A 16,015-nucleotide genomic window follows, 5' to 3' on the forward strand; every position below is an offset into this window, starting at 1 on the left:
GATCCACAAGGAGGTCCCCCGTGGAGGGTGTCCACAGCAGCGAAGCCGTCATCGACAACGGCTCATTCGGCACACGTACCATCCGGTTCGAGACCGGACGGCTCGCGCGCCAGGCGGCGGGTTCCGCCGTCGTCTATCTCGACGACGACACGATGGTCCTCTCAGCGACCACCGCGTCCAAGAATCCCAAGGAGAACCTCGACTTCTTCCCCCTCACGGTGGACGTCGAGGAGCGAATGTACGCCGCGGGCCGCATTCCCGGCTCGTTCTTCCGGCGTGAGGGCCGTCCCTCCGAGGACGCCATCCTCACCTGCCGCCTGATCGACCGGCCGCTGCGCCCCTCGTTCGTCAAGGGCCTGCGCAACGAGATCCAGGTGGTCGCCACCATCATGGCGCTCCACCCCGAGCACCTGTACGACGTCGTGGCGATCAACGCCGCGTCCCTGTCCACCCAGCTCGCCGGGCTGCCGTTCTCCGGCCCGATCGGCGGCGTCCGCGTCGCGCTGATCGAGGGCCAGTGGGTCGCCTTCCCGACCAACACCGAGCTGGCCAGTGCCACCTTCGACATGGTGGTCGCGGGCCGGGTCCTGGACGACGGCGACGTCGCGATCATGATGGTCGAGGCCGAGTCCACCCGCGACACGCTCAAGCTCGTCGCCGAGGGCGCGGTGGCTCCGACCGAGGAGACCGTGGCCCAGGGCCTTGAGGCCGCCAAGCCGTTCATCAAGGTGCTGTGCGAGGCGCAGGCCAAGGTCGCGAAGGTCGCCGCCAAGGAGACCGCCGAATACCCGCTGTTCCTCGACTACCAGGACGACGTCCTGGAGGCGGTGACCGGCGCGGTGCGCAGCGAGCTCGCCGCCGCGCTCACCATCGCCGGCAAGCAGGAGCGCGAGATCGAGCTCGACAGGGTCAAGGCCCTGGTGCTGGAGAAGGTCGGCCCCGACTTCGAGGGCCGCGAGAAGGAGCTCGGCGCCGCGTTCCGGTCGCTGACCAAGAAGCTCATGCGCGAGCGGGTCATCGCCGAGGGCGTCCGCATCGACGGCCGCGGCGTCAAGGACATCAGGCAGCTCAGCGCCGAGGTCCACGTCGTACCCCGGGTGCACGGCTCGGCCCTGTTCGAGCGCGGCGAGACCCAGATCCTGGGCATCACCACGCTCAACATGCTCCGTATGGAGCAGATGATCGACACGCTGAACCCCGAGCGCACCAAGCGCTACATGCACAACTACAACTTCCCCCCCTACTCCACCGGTGAGACCGGCCGGGTGGGCTCGCCCAAGCGGCGCGAGATCGGGCACGGCGCGCTCGCCGAGCGGGCGCTGCTGCCGGTGCTGCCGGCGCGCGAGGAGTTCCCCTACGCGATCCGCCAGGTCTCCGAGGCGCTGGGCTCCAACGGCTCGACCTCGATGGGGTCGGTCTGCGCCTCGACGATGGCGCTGCTCGACGCGGGTGTCCCGCTCAAGGGCATCGTCGCGGGCATCGCGATGGGCCTCATCAACGAGGGCGACCAGTACGTCACGCTGACCGACATCCTCGGCGCCGAGGACGCGATGGGCGACATGGACTTCAAGGTCGCCGGCACCAAGGACGTCATCACCGCGCTCCAGCTCGACACGAAGCTGGACGGCATTCCGGCCTCCGTGCTGGCGGCCGCGCTGAGGCAGGCCAAGGGCGCCCGCCTGGCGATCATCGACGTGATGCAGGAGGCCATCGACTCCCCGGCGGAGATGAACGCGACGGCTCCGCGCATCATCACGATCAAGATTCCGGTGGACAAGATCGGAGAGGTCATCGGCCCGAAGGGCAAGATGATCAACCAGATCCAGGACGACACCGGCGCCGAGATCACCCTGGAAGACGACGGAACCATCTACATCGGCGCCACCGACGGCCCGTCCGCCGAGGCGGCCAGGTCGGCGATCAACGCCATCGCGAACCCGCACATGCCGGAGGTCGGCGAGCGCTACCTGGGCACGGTCGTCAAGATCGCCGCCTTCGGCGCCTTCATCTCCCTCATGCCGGGCAAGGACGGCCTCCTGCACGTCTCCCAGATCCGCAAGCTGCACGGCGGCAAGCGCATCGAGAACGTCGAGGACGTCATGAACGTCGGCGAGAAGGTCCAGGTGGAGATCGCCGAGATCGACTCCCGCGGCAAGCTCTCCCTGGTGCCCGTCGAGGTCATCGAGAAGGAGGCCGCGGCCAAGGCCGAGTCCGGCGACACCGAGACGTCGGCCGCCCCGGCGGCCGAGGCGTCCGCCGACGAGCGGCCCCGCGAGGAGCGGCCCCGTCGCACCCGCACCCGCAGCAGCAACAGCGGCGGTGGCAACCGCGGTGGCGGCGGAGGGGAAGACCGCAACTCGTGATCACCACCACTCTGCACCCCGGCAAGGACGGCGCCGGGGTCGTGAAGCGCACCGTCCTTCCCGGTGGGCTCCGGGTGGTGACCGAGTCCATGCCGACCGTGCGTTCCGTCGCGGTCGGCATGTGGGTCGGCATCGGATCGAGAGACGAGTCCCCCCAGCACATGGGCTCCTCCCACTTCCTTGAGCACCTGCTGTTCAAGGGCACGCCGACCCGGGACGCCCTGGAGATCTCCGCGGCCATCGAGGGCATCGGCGGTGAGATCAACGCCTTCACCGCCAAGGAGTACACCTGCTACTACGCGCGGGTCCTCGACGAGGACCTGCGGGTAGCGATCGACGTGCTCGCCGACGTGGTGACCTCCTCGCTCATCACCGAGGAGGACGTCGAGGCCGAGCGTGGCGTGATCCTGGAGGAGATCGCCATGCACGACGACGACCCCTCCGACGTGGTGCACGAGCAGTTCTCCGCGGAGCTGTACGGTGACACGCCGGTCGGCAGGCCGATCCTCGGCACGGTCGACTCGATCACCGCGGTCACCCGCGACCGGATCGCCGAGTACTACCGGCGTTTCTACCTGCCGACCCACACCGTGGTGTCGGTGGCGGGCAACGTCGACCACGAGCGGGTCGTGGCTCTCGTCGCCGCCGCCTATGAGCGGGCCGGGGCCCTGGGCGGGGACGCCTCGCCGGTGCCCCCGCGCGTGTCGGGGCCCGGCGTGGAGCTGCGCTCCGGCACGCGGGTGGTCCACCGGCCGACCGAGCAGGCGAACCTGGTCCTCGGCACGACCGCGCTGACCCGCACCGACGAGCGCCGCTTCGCGCTCGGGGTGCTCAACGCGGCGCTCGGCGGCGGCATGTCCTCGCGGCTGTTCCAGGAGATCAGGGAGAAGAGGGGCCTGGCCTACTCGGCGTACTCCTACACCTCCGCCCTCGCCGACACCGGACAGTTCGGCATCTACGTCGGCTGCCTGCCGTCGAAGATCGACGACGTGCTGAAGATCTGCCGTGAGGAGGTGCTCCGCGTGGTCACCGACGGCATCACCGAGGAGGAGATCGTCCGCGGCAAGGGCCAGATGCGCGGCGGCCTCGTGCTCGGCCTGGAGGACACCGGCTCCCGGATGTCCAGGATCGGCAAGGGCGAACTGGTCTTCGACGAGCTGCTCTCCGTCGACGACCTGCTCGCCAGGATCGACGCGGTGACCCCGGAGCAGATCGCCGAGGTCGCCTCGGACGTCCTCACCCGCCCGATGTCCCTCGCGGTCATCGGCCCCTACGAGGAGGACAGGGACTTCAGCGCGGTCGTCACCGGCTGACGACCCCGCCTGTCGCGGCCCCGGCGCATCCCGCGCGGGGGCCGCCCGTGTCTTCGGGGGCGCTCCCGGAGGGCCGGACCCGGTGGTCCGCGACAGCCCGGCGGGCCCGCACGGTATAGCCTTGGGGCCGTGATCAGGGTTGGAGTTCTCGGCGCCCGAGGGCGCGTCGGTGTCGAAGTGTGCAGGGCCGTCGAGGCGGCGGACGATATGGAGCTGGTCGCGGCCGTCGACCAGGGCGACCCGATCGAGGCGTTGGAAGGCGCCGAGGTGGTGGTCGACTTCACCCACCCCGACGTCGTGATGGGCAACCTCGAATGGTGCGTCTCCCACGGCATCCACCCGGTGGTCGGCACCACCGGCTTCGACGCCGGGCGGCTGGCGACCGTCAAGGGCTGGCTGGACGCCAACCCCGGCGTCAACGCGCTGATCGCCCCCAACTTCGGCATCGCGGCCGTGCTCATGATGCACTTCGCCCAGCAGGCCGCCCGCTACTTCGAGTCGGCCGAGATCGTCGAGCTGCACCACCCGAACAAGGCCGACGCGCCCTCGGGCACCGCCCGCCGCACGGCCGAGCTGATCGCCGATGCCCGGCGCAAGGCGGGCTCCGCGCCGATGCCCGACGCCACCAGCACGGAGCTCGACGGGGCGCGCGGCGCCGACGTCGACGGGGTCCGGGTGCACGCGGTGCGGCTGGCCGGGCTCATCGCCCACCAGGAGGTGATCCTGGGCGGCGACGGCGAGATCCTCACCATCCGCCACGACACCATGAACCGCTCGTCGTTCACCCCGGGGGTGCTCCTGGGCGTGCGCCGGGTCCGTGAGCTGCCCGGCCTGACCGTCGGCCTGGAGCCCCTTCTCGACCTCTGAGCACCCGCCCCGTGGGGCCCTGGCCCCCGGCCTGGCGCCGTTCGTCGCGCGAGTATGACGCACCCTGAGCTCGCCTGCCCGCTCTGTCGCGGCACGGAGTTCCGCAAGGAGACGGGCAGGCTCGACAGTCGCTGGGGCATCACCTCGCACCGGTTAACCCTGATGATCTGCGAGCGATGCCGCAATATCCTCCAGTTCCATGACAAACACTCGATCTTCGACTTCGACTGAGGTTCGCTGGGCGCGGCCGGAGGAGTTGTCCGGGCTGGCGGCGGTGGAACTGGCGGCCGACGGGCTGTTCGCCGAGGTCGGGATCACCTTTCCGCCGGGGACCACGATGATCGAGGAGACCGAGGACCCAGGACGGGTGCTCGTCGCGGGTGACCCGCCGATCGGGTTCGCCATGGTCGGCCTGGTCGACGGGCAACTCCACCTCGACCAGCTGGCCGTCCATCCCGACCATGGGCGCAGGGGTGCCGGTGGGCGCCTGCTGGAGGCCGTCTGCGAGCACGCGGCCTCGACCGGCTTCGCCGCCGTGACGCTGACGACCTACCGCGACGTGTCCTGGAACGCACCTTGGTACGCCCGGCGCGGCTTCGTCGTGCTCGACCCGGCCGAGTGGGGGCCGGAGATGGCCGAGTTGGTGCGCCACGAACGGGAACTGGGTATCGAGATCGTCCCCCGCGTCGTGATGCGCCGGATCCTGTGAAGGGCCTCGGCCGGGTGCGGCCGGGGAGCGTTTGAAGATCAGAGGGCGAGGCCGACGGTGAGCAGCAGGCCGTACACGAGCTGGAAGCGGCCCGTCTGCTGGAGCGTCGCGATGAGCGCCGGACCTGTGGCACCCGCCCGGACCGCCTTGACCGGGGCGACGGCGAGCGGGGCGGCGAGCAGTGCCAGGGCCGCGAAGGGCCGCCACGGCGCGAGCGCGAGCGCGATCACCAGGGGCAGGACGAGGCAGAGGGTGTAGAGGACGCGGGTGCGGGTGTCACCGAGCACCACGGCCATGGTGCGCTTGCCCGCGGGGCCGTCGGTCACGATGTCGCGCAGGTTGTTGACCACGAGCATCGCACAGGCCAGCAGGCCGGCCGGGACGGCGGCCACCACCGCGAGCCAGGGCAGGTGTTCGAGCTGGACGTAGGTGGTGCCCGTCACCGCCACCAGGCCGAAGAACACGAAGACCGAGACCTCGCCCAGCGCCCGGTAGCCGTACGGGCTGGAACCGCCGGTGTAGAACCAGGCCGCGGCGATCGCCGCCGCGCCGACCAGCAGCAGCCACCAGGCCCCGGTGACCGCGACGAGCACCAGGCCGGCCACCGCGGCGGCGAGGAAGCAGGCGAGGGCCGCGACGAGGACCTGACGAGGGGGCGCGGCGCCCGAGCCGACCAGGCGCATCGGACCGACCCGGTCGGAGTCGGTGCCGCGCACCCCGTCGCTGTAGTCGTTGGCGTAGTTGACGCCCACCTGGAGGGCGAGGGCCACGAACAGGGCCAGCAGGGCCCGCCACCACACTCCTCCGCCGTATCCGATCGCGACTCCGGTGCCGATCGCGACGGGGACGACGGCGGCGGGGAGGGTGCGCGGGCGTGCTCCGGCGATCCACTGGCTCGGGGTGGCCATGGCGTTGCGGCGTTCCTCTCGGGCTCTAGCTGATGTCGGTCGCCAGGCGGATCATCCGCACCGTACGGCCCATGTCGATGACCCGCTCGGCCCCGTCGGCGCCCCACCCGGCGGACTCCAGGAAGCCCCGCACCGCGTAGTTCTCGGCGAAGACCCAGGTCACGATGGTGTGGTAGCCGTCGTCACGGAGGTAGTCGACCGTGGCGTTCAGCAGCCTGCTGCCGTGGCCGCGCCGGACGTGGTCGGGGTCGATCAGGAACGTGAGCATCTCTCCGGCGGTGGTCGGGTCGAGGTCGGGATCCTCCGCCGGGGCGTGTGACGCCAGACCGGCGATCTTCTCCGCGCCCTGCAGCGCGGCCATGGCCTCGATGCCGCCCGGGCCGAGCGCCGGGAAGGCGTCGGTGTCGAGGACGACCTGCTCCACGGCCACCAGTACGCGGTGCCGGCGGCTGGGCGGCGAGGTGATCGCGTCGTCCCACTGCTGTCGCCACATGTTCTCGGCCGCGGGGCCGGTCATCTGCTCCAGCGGTCCTTCGGGAAGGAAGTCCCGGTAGCCGTATCTCCACGCGCGGATCTGGGTGCCCGTCACCGCGGCGACATCATCGTGCCGAGCCGCCCGCACGCCTACGTCTGCCATCTCGGCCCGCTCCTTCTCTGCCGTCTGCCGTCGCCTCGGAACGCGCTGTCTCATGGATCTCGTGCCACGCGAGCGGGCATCAGGCGGGTGGATCCGTGAGACAGGCTCTTACACCGTATCGGGGAATCCGACTCAGAGATGACGTGAACCCGGCTCCATCTGCCGTCGGGCCCGATATGCCCTTGTCTTCGTACGGTTGCCGCAGACCTTCATGGAACACCACGAGCGTGAGCGGTTCTTGGAGGAGTCGACGAACGCCCACTGGCAGGTGCTCTCGGTGCAGACCTTCAGGCGCGGCCACATCCCGTCGGAACGGGTGCCCATCACGGCGGCGACGATCCCGGCCAGCCCTCCGGGCACCCCCGTCGCGACCGGTTCGAGCACCGGCCCTGAGGCGGTGAGGGCGACGCGTAGCGGGAGGGCGGCGAAGGGCCTCGACAGCTCCGCCTCGTGACCGTCGCCGGTCTCGCCGGGGCGGTCGTGGTTGTGACGGAGCGCCTCGCGGAGTGCCTCGCGAAGATCGGCGGCCGTCGCCAGATCCCGCTCGTCGGCGGTGTCCCCGGGGCCGATCAGATCCCGCCCGGCGAGCCAGGCGGTGAGCGCGGCCGGGGAGGGGATCGAGTCGGTCCGCTCCTCGACGTCGTACGTGTTCACGAAGTCGATCACCAGGTCGGAGGGGTTGCCCATGGCGTCGCTCACCTCTTCCCTCTTCGCAACCACTGTACGGCATTAGGGGGTTGTGTTACTTTCAACACCTGCATAACGCGATAGATGGTGTTTTGATGGGAAGTGCGCATGTGGTACCTGGTCTATCTCGCGTTCAAGGAGGCCGGCAGGCGCACGTCGTACCGGAGGAGAGATCATGATCATGAGGGTGTGAAGAGGAGGTCTTCGCGGTCGGCTGACCACTCTCGCGGGGGTTCGGGGCAGGGGGCGCCTCCGAGTCCCCGCGAGGGTGACCAGACGGTCAGTGGTCGTTGAGGGCCGTCGCCAGCCTGCGTACGCCCTCGACCAGCTCGGCCGTGTGGACGGCCGCCGAGTGGGTCACCCTGATGCGCGGGCCCGGAGGCTCGGCCGGGTAGTAGATGCGCCCGGGACTCACCAGGGCTCCCGCCCTCCTGGCGGCCTCCACCGCACTCTCCTCGTCCCGGTCCTCGGGGAGCCGTACCCACAGGTGCAGGCCGCCTCGAGGAACGAGGTGGATCGTGGCGCCGGGCATCCGGGCGGTGAGGGCCGCGGCGAGGGTGTCCCTGCGGAGCGCCAGCTCGGTGCCGAGCGCGGCGAGGTGACGCCGCCAGGCGGGCGAGCCGACGAACTCCAGCGCCGTCTCCTGGAGCGGCCTGGCGACGAAGAACGACTCCACGAGCTGGCTCGCCCGGAGGCGCCGCGCAGCCGGACCTCGGGCGACGACCCCGGCGACCCGCAGGTTCGGCGACAGGACCTTGGTCAGGGAGTTGATGTGCACGACCGTTCCGTGGGCGTCCAGCGCGACCATCGGCGGGGGTACGGGTGCGGTGGTGAAGTAGCGCGCGTAGTCGTCCTCGATCACGAACGCCCCGGCGGCGCGGGCGATCGCCAGCACCTGCTCGCGCCGCTCCAGGGGCAGGGTCGCGCCCGTGGGGTTGTGCAGGGTCGGCTGGCAGAGGAACACCCGCGCGCCGGTCACGGCGAACGCCTCCGCGAGGAGTTCGGGCCGCACCCCCTCGCGGTCCATGGGCACGGCCGTCGCGCGAAGCCCCGCGGCCCGCGCGGCCGCGAGCGCGCCCGGGTAGGTGGGGGTCTCGACGAGTACGGGGGTCCCGGGGGCCGCGAGGGCGCGAAAGGCGTGAATGAGCGCCGTCTGCCCGCCGCTGACGATCAGGACGTCCGACGGGGTGACGTCACCTCCCAACTCCTGGGCGAACCACCTGCGCAGCTCGGGCAGACCGCTCAGCGGCGGCATCTCCCAGACGTCGGGACGTCGCAGCGCGCGGGAGGCGGCGGCCGACAGCGCCCTGGAGGGGCGCAGAGCCGGGTTGAGGTAGCCGCCGGTGAGCGGGATGACCCCCTCGGGCGGCGAGGCGAGAAGGCCGCTCACCTCGCTGTCGTCCACCACCCTGTCGCCGAGCGCCACCGTTTGCCATGACATGTCGGTGTTGTCGCCGCCCCGTGTGATCGCCGGAGCCACGTAGGCCCCGCTGCCGGGTCTGGTGATCACCCGTCCTTCGGCGGCGAGCCTGCCGATCGCGCGTGACACGGTCACCGGGCTCACGTGGTGCAGCCGGACCAGCTCCCGGCTCGACGGCAGCCGGTCGCCCGGACGGAGCCGCGACACCTCCTCACGGAGCGTGGCGGTGAGCCGGACGATACTGCTATCGTCATTCATGAGTGAAAAGAGTAGCGCTATCGTGCCAAATCGGATAGCGGCGGGTACGGTCCCGCCCGCAGAGGTGCTGTCCGGCCTCGCCTCACCGGCAAAGGCGCGTCACGATCGGCGGCCGGGGGGCGCGACGCCGCCGGAGGCGCCGGGCAGGGCGTGGCGGGGGACCCTGCTGGCCGGGCTCGGGGTGCTGGCCTTCTCGGGGTCGTTCCCGGCGACGGTCTTCGCGATGGAGGGCTTCGACCCCTACCTGGTGGCCGTCGGCCGGGCCGTCGTCGCCGCGGTCGCGGCCGCCCTGTTCCTGCTCGCGGCGAGAGTGCCGTTGCTGCCGCCCAGGTCCCAGCTCCGGTCCTACGGCGTCATCGTGGCGGGCGTGGTGTTCGGCTTCCCGCTTTTCAGCGGTCTCGCGCTTCACGCCGGGGCCTCCACCTCGCACGCCGCAGTGGTGATCGGGCTGCTGCCCGCCGCCACCGCCGCCTGCGCGGTGCTGCGGGCGTGGGAGCGGCCCAGGGCGCTGTTCTGGGTGTCCTGCGGCCTCGGAGCCGTGTCGATCACCGTCTTCACCCTCAGCATGGGCGGCGGTCACATCACCGGAGCCGACCTGCTGCTCGTCGGTGCGCTGCTGTCGGCCGCCGTCGGCTACACCGAAGGCGGGCGCCTGTCCCGCGACACCCCCGGCTGGAGGGTGATCTCCCACACCCTCGTCCTCGCCGCACCGCTGACCGTGCCGATCACCGTCGCGCTCGCGCTGGCCACCGATCCGCGCCCCACCACCGCCTCACTCGCCGGGTTCGCGTACGTCGGCCTGGTCTCGATGTTCCTCGGCTTCATCCCCTGGTACGCGGGCCTGGCCATGGGCGGCATCGCCCGCGCCGGGCAGACCCAGCTCGCCCAGCCGCTGCTGACGCTGCTGTGGGCCTGGCTGCTGCTCGGCGAGCTCTTCGGTCCCGTCACCATCGCGGCGGCTCTGGCCGTCCTCGCGTGCGTGGCCCTGACGCAGCGGGCCCGCTCCTGAGGCGTCCCTGACGGATGTGACGCACAGCTGCGAAAAGTGAGACGAAGCTGTCACAGTGGTGCGGCCATGGCGGACCCGACGATCCAGGAGGGCGGTTTCCAGGCGCTCCCGCCGTGCTTCCTGCACGACCATCGGGTCCTGGTGGAGCACGCCCGCGACGCGGATCTCGCCAGGGAGGCGTCGTACCGGCTGCCTGCGAAGGTGAGAAGCCGGGTGAAACCGCTCTGAGCTGGGAAGATCCACCATGCGCGCACCCGCATGACCACGGAGGACGGCAGATGGCCGATCAGCCCCATGACCCACCGTGAGGGGGAGGACCCCTCGGTGTCACCCGCCGGCCCGTCCTCCTCGCCCGCGCCCGACGCGCCTTCCGAATCCGTTTCGGCTCCCGCGTCCGGCGAGCCCGTTCCGGACCCCCTGCGCGGCCCGTCGTCCGCGCCCGTTCCGGCTTCCACGCGCGGTGGTGAGCCCGTTCCGGCGCGAACACCCGAGACGAGGTGCGTACAGCGGCGCGGCCATGCCGCTCTCGTGCTGCTGACGCTGGCGGCGGGGGCGATGGACGCGGTCGCCTTCCTCGGGCTCGGTGGCGTCTTCACCGCGAACATGACCGGCAACCTCATCCTCTTCGCCCTCGTCGGCCGCGAGGACTGGGTGCTCCACGCGTTGCGGTCCGGCCTCGCCTGCGTGGGGTTCTGCGCGGGACTTCTCATCGGCTTCACGATGCCCGGGCGTCACGAGGGGAACGCGTTGTGGCCGTTGGCCGTCATCAGGCTCCTGCGGGCCGACCTGGCCCTCCAGAGCGTCTTTCTCGCCGGCTGGGCGCTCAGCGGGGGCGCACCCGGCCCGGCCGTGATCCTCGCGCTGATCGGGGTGGGATCCTGCGCCATGGGCATGCAGGCCGCGGCGGCCCGCCGGGTCGACCTCGCCGGTATCACGGCAACGTTCGTCACGGGCACCCTCACCTCGCTGTTCGAGAGCTCGGCGTCGGGCTGGTCCACCGACAACCGGCGTCGCGCCGCCATCGTCGTCGCTCTCGTCCTCGGTGCCCTCTGTGCGTCCCTGCTCCTGCGTTTCGCGCCGCCCTGGGCCGGTGTGGTCGCCCCGGCCTTCACGCTCCTCGCGCTCGCCGTCGCGCACCCGTACGGGTTCCGGGGACGACCGGACCGGGGGAGCCGGTGATGATCCGCCGTTTTCCGGTTTCCGGACGGGAAGAACGGATATTCCACGGTGGGTCGGTTGTGGGCCTGTCGCTCGAACGGTGAATCGCTTAGAAATGGGGTTGGGACTCCGACTCTCAGCCTCGCCGATCACGACGGCCAAGGTGAGCGGAGATCCTCCGGTGAACTTAAGGAGATGACTCGTGGGCATGGGCCTCGCGGTGGGAGATGTGGTCGAGGACTTCGAACTCCTCGACGAGACGGGCACGCCGAGGCGGCTCAGCGAGTTTCTGGCCAAGGGGCCGGTGGTGCTCTTCTTCTATCCGGCGGCGATGACCTCCGGGTGCACGCTCGAGAGCTGTCACTTCCGCGACCTGGCCGCCGAGTTCGCGGCCGAGGGAGCGACCAGGATCGGGATCAGTCGCGACCAGGTCGAGCGGCAGGCGAGGTTCGCCACGTCCAACCAGCTGGGCTTTCCCCTGCTCTCCGACCCCGATGGCACCGTCGCCCGTCGCCTCGGCGCCCGCCGTACCGTCGCGGTGGGACCGTTTCTCACCCGCCGGATGACCTTCGTCATCGACGTGGACCACCGCCTCCTGGAGGTGATCCACAGCGAGACCTCCCCGGAGGCGCACGCCGACCACGCGCTCGAAGCCCTCCGCTCCCGCCCACGTCCCTGACCTTCACGGGTCCCGCGGTGCCCTACCGCCGCGGTGGACGCGGCGGTCAGGGGTGCAGGGGATGGGTGTACACGAGGCGGAAGCGGTCGCCGGGGATGACGATGTCGCTCGTCTCCACCGGGCGGTCCCCCGCCCAGTGGGTGCGTTCGACGTGCAGGACCTGGACGCCCGCGGGCAGGGCGAGGGCGTCGCTCTCGGCCGGTTGCGGGACGCGGGTGTAGACCTGCTCGACGATCTCGGTGACCTTGACGCCGATCGCCGACAGGCGGGCGATCAGGCTTCGGGGGCTCTCCTCCGTGATCTCACCGAACTCGGCTGGCTCGTAGGAGGTGGCGAGCTGGATCGGCTTGCCGTCGCCGCGGAAGACGTAGTGGGTGCGGGTGACCGGGGCCGATTCGTCCAGCCGCAGGCGGTGGGCGATGTCGGGGGTGGCGTCGGCGGGTTCGGCCCGCCAGTCCCAGGTGGCCCGGGTGCCCTGCGGCTGGATGTCGGCGCCGAAGGGGGTGGGGTGGTCGTGGAAACGCCATCGGTGCAGCGGGAGCAGCACCGGCTGCTCCCGTACGTAGTGGCCCGAGCCGACGCGGCCGACGATGAGGCCCTCGGCGGCGAGCACGCGCAGCGCGTGCCGGGCGGCCGTCTCGCCCACGCCGTACTTCCTGGTCAGCTGGGCGCGCGAGGGGATCGAGGCGCCGGGGGGAAGGGAGCCGTCGACGATCTGGCGCCGGATGTCGGCGACGACGCGCAGGTAGACAGGATCGGAGCTTGCCACGTGTCCATCCCTGGGGGTCTGGGGCGTTGCCCCATCCTGCCGTATTCGATACGCGACGCAGGGTAATGGCCCCGATTTGGAGCTCCAACTTTACCGTTGTCCCCAGAGGGATCCAAAAATATCTCAGAGACCCTGTAACGCCCGCGTAAGGACCGCCGATTCAACGGTAGAGGTCGTCGATGTGTGTACCCCCGAGCACATATCGGCGGCCTCTTTCTCGTTCAGGGAAGTCCGTGTCGCCACCAAAGTAGACAAAAGCCTTATTTGTCTATAAATGGGTCAGGGGTGTGATCGCCGGGGTCCGTCGCCGTGACGGGGTATATCCACGTGTACGGTGTGCAGCGGGCGCCTCGGGGGGATGTTCGCTCTTGGGCCCATCGGTGGACGGAGGTTAGGCGGGGTGGCGGGGTCCACCGTTTCGACGGATCCGGGTAGCGTTCGGTCTATGGCAGCGCCAACTGGAACCTCCGACGCCCCCTTCGGCCGCATGCTGACCGCCATGGTCACACCGTTCACACGTGACGGAGCGGTCGACTACGAGACAGCGGGTCGCCTCGCAACCTACCTGGTGGACGAGCAGCGTAACGACGGCATCGTCGTGAGCGGTACGACGGGGGAGTCCCCGACGACCACCGACGACGAGAAGGAGCGCCTCCTGCGCGCCGTCGTCGAGGCGGTCGGTGATCGCGCCACGGTCGTCGCCGGAGCCGGGACCAACGACACCCACCACAGCGTGGAGCTCGCCAGGTCCGCCGAGCGCGCCGGAGCCCACGGTCTCCTGTTGGTGACGCCCTACTACAGCAAGCCTCCCCAGGAGGGGATCTACCGCCACTTCGCCACCGTGGCGGACGCGACGGCCCTGCCGGCCATGCTCTACGACATCCCCGGCCGGAGCGGCGTGCCGATCCTGAGTGAGACGCTCGCCAGGCTCGCCCGGCACGAGCGGATCGTCGCGGTGAAGGACGCCAAGGCCGATCTGTTCGAGGGGACGCAGGTCATCGCGTCCACCGGCCTCGCCTACTACTCGGGTGACGACACGCTCAACCTGCCGTGGCTGTCGGTGGGAGCCGTGGGGTGCGTCAGCGTGATCGGCCATGTCGCGGGCGCGGAGATCGCCACGATGATCGAGGCGTACCGCTCGGGGGATGTCGCGGGTGCGCTCGCCGTCCACCGCAGGCTGCTCCCCGTGGTCTCCGGGATCATGATGCAGGCCGGTGGCGCGATCATGGCGAAGGCGGCGCTCTCCCTGGTCGGACGGCCCGCGGGGCCGATGCGGCCACCCCTGGTGGAGGCGACGGGGGAGCAGCTCGCCAGGCTGCGCGAAGACTTGATCGCGGGCGGTGTGAAGCTGCCCGACGAAGTTGTGACATGAGACAAGACGCCGCGGCCCTCACCGGCCGCATTCGGGAGGAACGAGAGTTTGCGCGAGAGAAGACACAAGGGTCCGCTGGGGGACGGAGTGCTCGGCGAGGGAGTGGTCCTGCTGCCCACGAGGGCTTCCGTCGCATGTGAGACCTCTGAGAGAGGTGTGGCCGGATGAGTCACCCCCATCCCGAACTCGGGCTGCCGCCCGCGCTCGTCGACGGTGCCCTGCGCATCGTCGCGCTGGGCGGGCTCGGTGAGATCGGCCGCAACATGGCCGTGTTCGAGTACGAAGGCCGGTTGCTGATCGTCGACTGCGGGGTGCTCTTCCCCGAGCCCGACCAGCCCGGCATCGACCTGATCCTGCCCGACTTCGAATACATCCGGGACCGCCTGGACGACGTCGAGGCCGTGGTCCTGACCCACGCGCACGAGGACCACATCGGTGCCGTGCCCTATCTGCTGCGCGAGCGCCGCGACATCCCGATCGTGGGATCGAAGCTGACGCTGGCGCTGATCGAGGCCAAGCTCACCGAGCACCGCATCCAGCCGACCAGACGTGAGGTCGTGGAGGGCGAGCGGCACAGGTTCGGGCCGTTCGAGTGCGAGTTCCTCGCCGTCAACCACTCCATTCCCGACGCGCTCGCCGTCGCGATCAGGACGCCCGCGGGCATCGTCCTGCACACCGGTGACTTCCGGATGGACCAGCTGCCCAGTGACGGGCGGCTGACCGACCTGGGCGGGTTCGCCAGGCTCGGCGCCGAGGGCGTCGACCTGCTGATGTCCGACTCGACCAACGCCGAGGTGCCGGGCTTCGTCACCAGTGAGCGGGAGATCGCGCCGGTCATCGACGAGGTCATCCGCACCGCGAGCAAGCGGGTGATCGTGGCGAGCTTCGCCTCCCACATCCACCGCGTCCAGCAGGTCATCGACGCGGCGGAGAAGCACGGCCGCAAGGTCGCGCTGGTCGGCCGTTCGATGGTGCGCAACATGGGCGTCGCCCGCGACCTGGGCTACCTGAGGGTCTCACCCGGCCTGATCGTCGACGCCAAGGAGATCGAGGGCCGTCCGCCGGAGGACGTGGTGCTGATCTGCACCGGGTCCCAGGGCGAGCCGATGGCGGCGCTGTCACGCATGGCCAACCGCGACCACCCGATCCGGATCGCCGAAGGCGACACGGTCCTGCTGGCCTCCTCGCTGGTGCCGGGCAACGAGACCGCGGTGAACAACGTGATCAACGGGCTGTCCCGCTGGGGCGCTCGCGTGGTGCACAAGGGCAACGCGAAGGTGCACGTCTCCGGGCACGCCGCCGCGGGCGAGCTGCTGTACGTGCTCAACCTGACGCGGCCGTCCAACTTCATGCCGGTGCACGGTGAATGGCGTCACCTGCGGGCACACGCCAAGCTCGCAGCGCTGACCGGGGTTCCCGACGACCACATCGTGATCGCCGAGGACGGCGTCGTGGTGGACCTGATCGACGGCCGGGCCAAGATCGTGGGTGCGGTTCCCGCCGGTTACGTCTACGTGGACGGCACCTCGGTGGGCGATGTCACCGACTTCGCGCTGAAGGACCGCCGCATCCTGGGCGAGGAGGGCTTCATCTCCATCGTCATCGTGGTCGACACCGCCACCGGCAAGCTCGCCGGGGGCCCGGAGATCCACGCCAGGGGATCCGGCATCGACCCGGCCATGTTCGACGACATCCTTCCGCAGGTCGAGAGGGCGCTGCAGGAGAACGCGGCCGACGGGGTGGTGGACATCCAGCAGGTCCGCCGCGTGGTCCGCAGGACCGTGGGGCGCTGGGTGAGCGACACCTACCGCCGTCGCCCGATGATCATTCCCGTGGTGGTCGAGGTCTGACCTTCGCCCCGTACGG

General features: G+C 70.5%; 16 protein-coding genes. 11 read left to right on the top strand and 5 right to left on the bottom strand.

Annotation, left to right across the window (positions count from 1 at the left end):
• The first annotated feature begins 20 nt into the window (after positions 1 to 20).
• The 5 genes from ACFY3D_RS16445 to ACFY3D_RS16465 all read left to right on the top strand — a co-directional run bounded on the left by ACFY3D_RS16445 (position 21) and on the right by ACFY3D_RS16465 (position 5,252).
• Complete coding sequence (locus tag ACFY3D_RS16445) at positions 21 to 2,363, top strand: polyribonucleotide nucleotidyltransferase (protein WP_389980205.1); 2,343 nt, start codon at positions 21 to 23, stop codon at positions 2,361 to 2,363.
• Positions 2,363 to 3,676, top strand: coding sequence for a M16 family metallopeptidase (locus tag ACFY3D_RS16450; protein WP_389980474.1), 1,314 nt, complete (start codon positions 2,363 to 2,365; stop codon positions 3,674 to 3,676). Before ACFY3D_RS16445 ends, ACFY3D_RS16450 begins: the two co-directional genes overlap by 1 nt.
• Before the next feature lie 129 nt (positions 3,677 to 3,805).
• Positions 3,806 to 4,543, top strand: coding sequence for a 4-hydroxy-tetrahydrodipicolinate reductase (gene dapB, locus ACFY3D_RS16455; protein WP_389980207.1), 738 nt, complete (start codon positions 3,806 to 3,808; stop codon positions 4,541 to 4,543).
• A gap of 54 nt (positions 4,544 to 4,597) precedes the next feature.
• Positions 4,598 to 4,774, top strand: coding sequence for a hypothetical protein (locus tag ACFY3D_RS16460; RefSeq protein ID WP_389980209.1), 177 nt, complete (start codon positions 4,598 to 4,600; stop codon positions 4,772 to 4,774).
• On the top strand, positions 4,743 to 5,252 hold the full coding sequence (locus ACFY3D_RS16465; RefSeq protein ID WP_389980211.1) for a GNAT family N-acetyltransferase: 510 nt from the start codon (positions 4,743 to 4,745) through the stop codon (positions 5,250 to 5,252). Before ACFY3D_RS16460 ends, ACFY3D_RS16465 begins: the two co-directional genes overlap by 32 nt.
• 38 nt (positions 5,253 to 5,290) lie before the next feature.
• On the opposite strand, the gene ACFY3D_RS16470 is transcribed toward ACFY3D_RS16465, so the two are convergent.
• The 4 genes from ACFY3D_RS16470 to ACFY3D_RS16485 form a co-directional block, all read right to left on the bottom strand.
• Positions 5,291 to 6,160 carry a 1,4-dihydroxy-2-naphthoate polyprenyltransferase gene (locus ACFY3D_RS16470; protein WP_389980213.1) on the bottom strand — a complete coding sequence of 290 codons (870 nt, stop codon included), beginning with the start codon at positions 6,158 to 6,160 and terminating at the stop codon, positions 5,291 to 5,293.
• Between the two features lie 25 nt (positions 6,161 to 6,185).
• Positions 6,186 to 6,797: a GNAT family N-acetyltransferase gene (locus ACFY3D_RS16475; protein WP_362501163.1), complete on the bottom strand. Its 612-nt coding sequence runs from the start codon at positions 6,795 to 6,797 to the stop codon at positions 6,186 to 6,188.
• Between the two features lie 132 nt (positions 6,798 to 6,929).
• The gene (locus ACFY3D_RS16480; RefSeq protein WP_389980215.1) at positions 6,930 to 7,496 is read right to left on the bottom strand and encodes a CGNR zinc finger domain-containing protein; all 567 of its coding nucleotides are present in this window, start codon (positions 7,494 to 7,496) and stop codon (positions 6,930 to 6,932) included.
• Between the two features lie 268 nt (positions 7,497 to 7,764).
• Complete coding sequence (locus ACFY3D_RS16485; RefSeq protein WP_389980217.1) at positions 7,765 to 9,162, bottom strand: PLP-dependent aminotransferase family protein; 1,398 nt, start codon at positions 9,160 to 9,162, stop codon at positions 7,765 to 7,767.
• Positions 9,163 to 9,184: 22 nt separating this feature from the next.
• On the opposite strand from ACFY3D_RS16485, the gene ACFY3D_RS16490 reads away from it, so the two are divergent.
• The 4 genes from ACFY3D_RS16490 to ACFY3D_RS16505 all read left to right on the top strand — a co-directional run bounded on the left by ACFY3D_RS16490 (position 9,185) and on the right by ACFY3D_RS16505 (position 12,008).
• Positions 9,185 to 10,171, top strand: coding sequence for a DMT family transporter (locus tag ACFY3D_RS16490; protein ID WP_389980219.1), 987 nt, complete (start codon positions 9,185 to 9,187; stop codon positions 10,169 to 10,171).
• A gap of 66 nt (positions 10,172 to 10,237) precedes the next feature.
• A complete protein-coding gene (locus tag ACFY3D_RS16495; protein WP_389980221.1) occupies positions 10,238 to 10,399 on the top strand; it encodes a hypothetical protein in 162 nt (53 codons plus the stop codon).
• A 300-nt stretch (positions 10,400 to 10,699) separates the two neighbouring features.
• Positions 10,700 to 11,350: a YoaK family protein gene (locus ACFY3D_RS16500; RefSeq protein WP_389980223.1), complete on the top strand. Its 651-nt coding sequence runs from the start codon at positions 10,700 to 10,702 to the stop codon at positions 11,348 to 11,350.
• 187 nt (positions 11,351 to 11,537) lie between these two features.
• Complete coding sequence (locus tag ACFY3D_RS16505; protein ID WP_389980476.1) at positions 11,538 to 12,008, top strand: peroxiredoxin; 471 nt, start codon at positions 11,538 to 11,540, stop codon at positions 12,006 to 12,008.
• Positions 12,009 to 12,054: 46 nt separating this feature from the next.
• On the opposite strand, the gene ACFY3D_RS16510 is transcribed toward ACFY3D_RS16505, so the two are convergent.
• Positions 12,055 to 12,777, bottom strand: a complete 723-nt coding sequence (locus ACFY3D_RS16510; RefSeq protein WP_389980225.1) for a GntR family transcriptional regulator — start codon at positions 12,775 to 12,777, stop codon at positions 12,055 to 12,057.
• Positions 12,778 to 13,222: 445 nt separating this feature from the next.
• Between ACFY3D_RS16510 and dapA the strand changes: the two genes are divergently transcribed.
• Together dapA and ACFY3D_RS16520 are read left to right on the top strand one after the other, a co-directional pair.
• Positions 13,223 to 14,149: a 4-hydroxy-tetrahydrodipicolinate synthase gene (dapA, locus tag ACFY3D_RS16515; protein ID WP_389980227.1), complete on the top strand. Its 927-nt coding sequence runs from the start codon at positions 13,223 to 13,225 to the stop codon at positions 14,147 to 14,149.
• A gap of 164 nt (positions 14,150 to 14,313) precedes the next feature.
• Entirely contained in the window at positions 14,314 to 15,999 is a 1,686-nt protein-coding gene (locus ACFY3D_RS16520) for a ribonuclease J (protein ID WP_350944687.1), read from the top strand.
• The last annotated feature ends 16 nt before the right edge of the window (positions 16,000 to 16,015 follow it).

The sequence above is a fragment of the Streptosporangium sp. NPDC000509 genome, from assembly GCF_042898365.1.
Taxonomy (GTDB): domain Bacteria; phylum Actinomycetota; class Actinomycetes; order Streptosporangiales; family Streptosporangiaceae; genus Streptosporangium.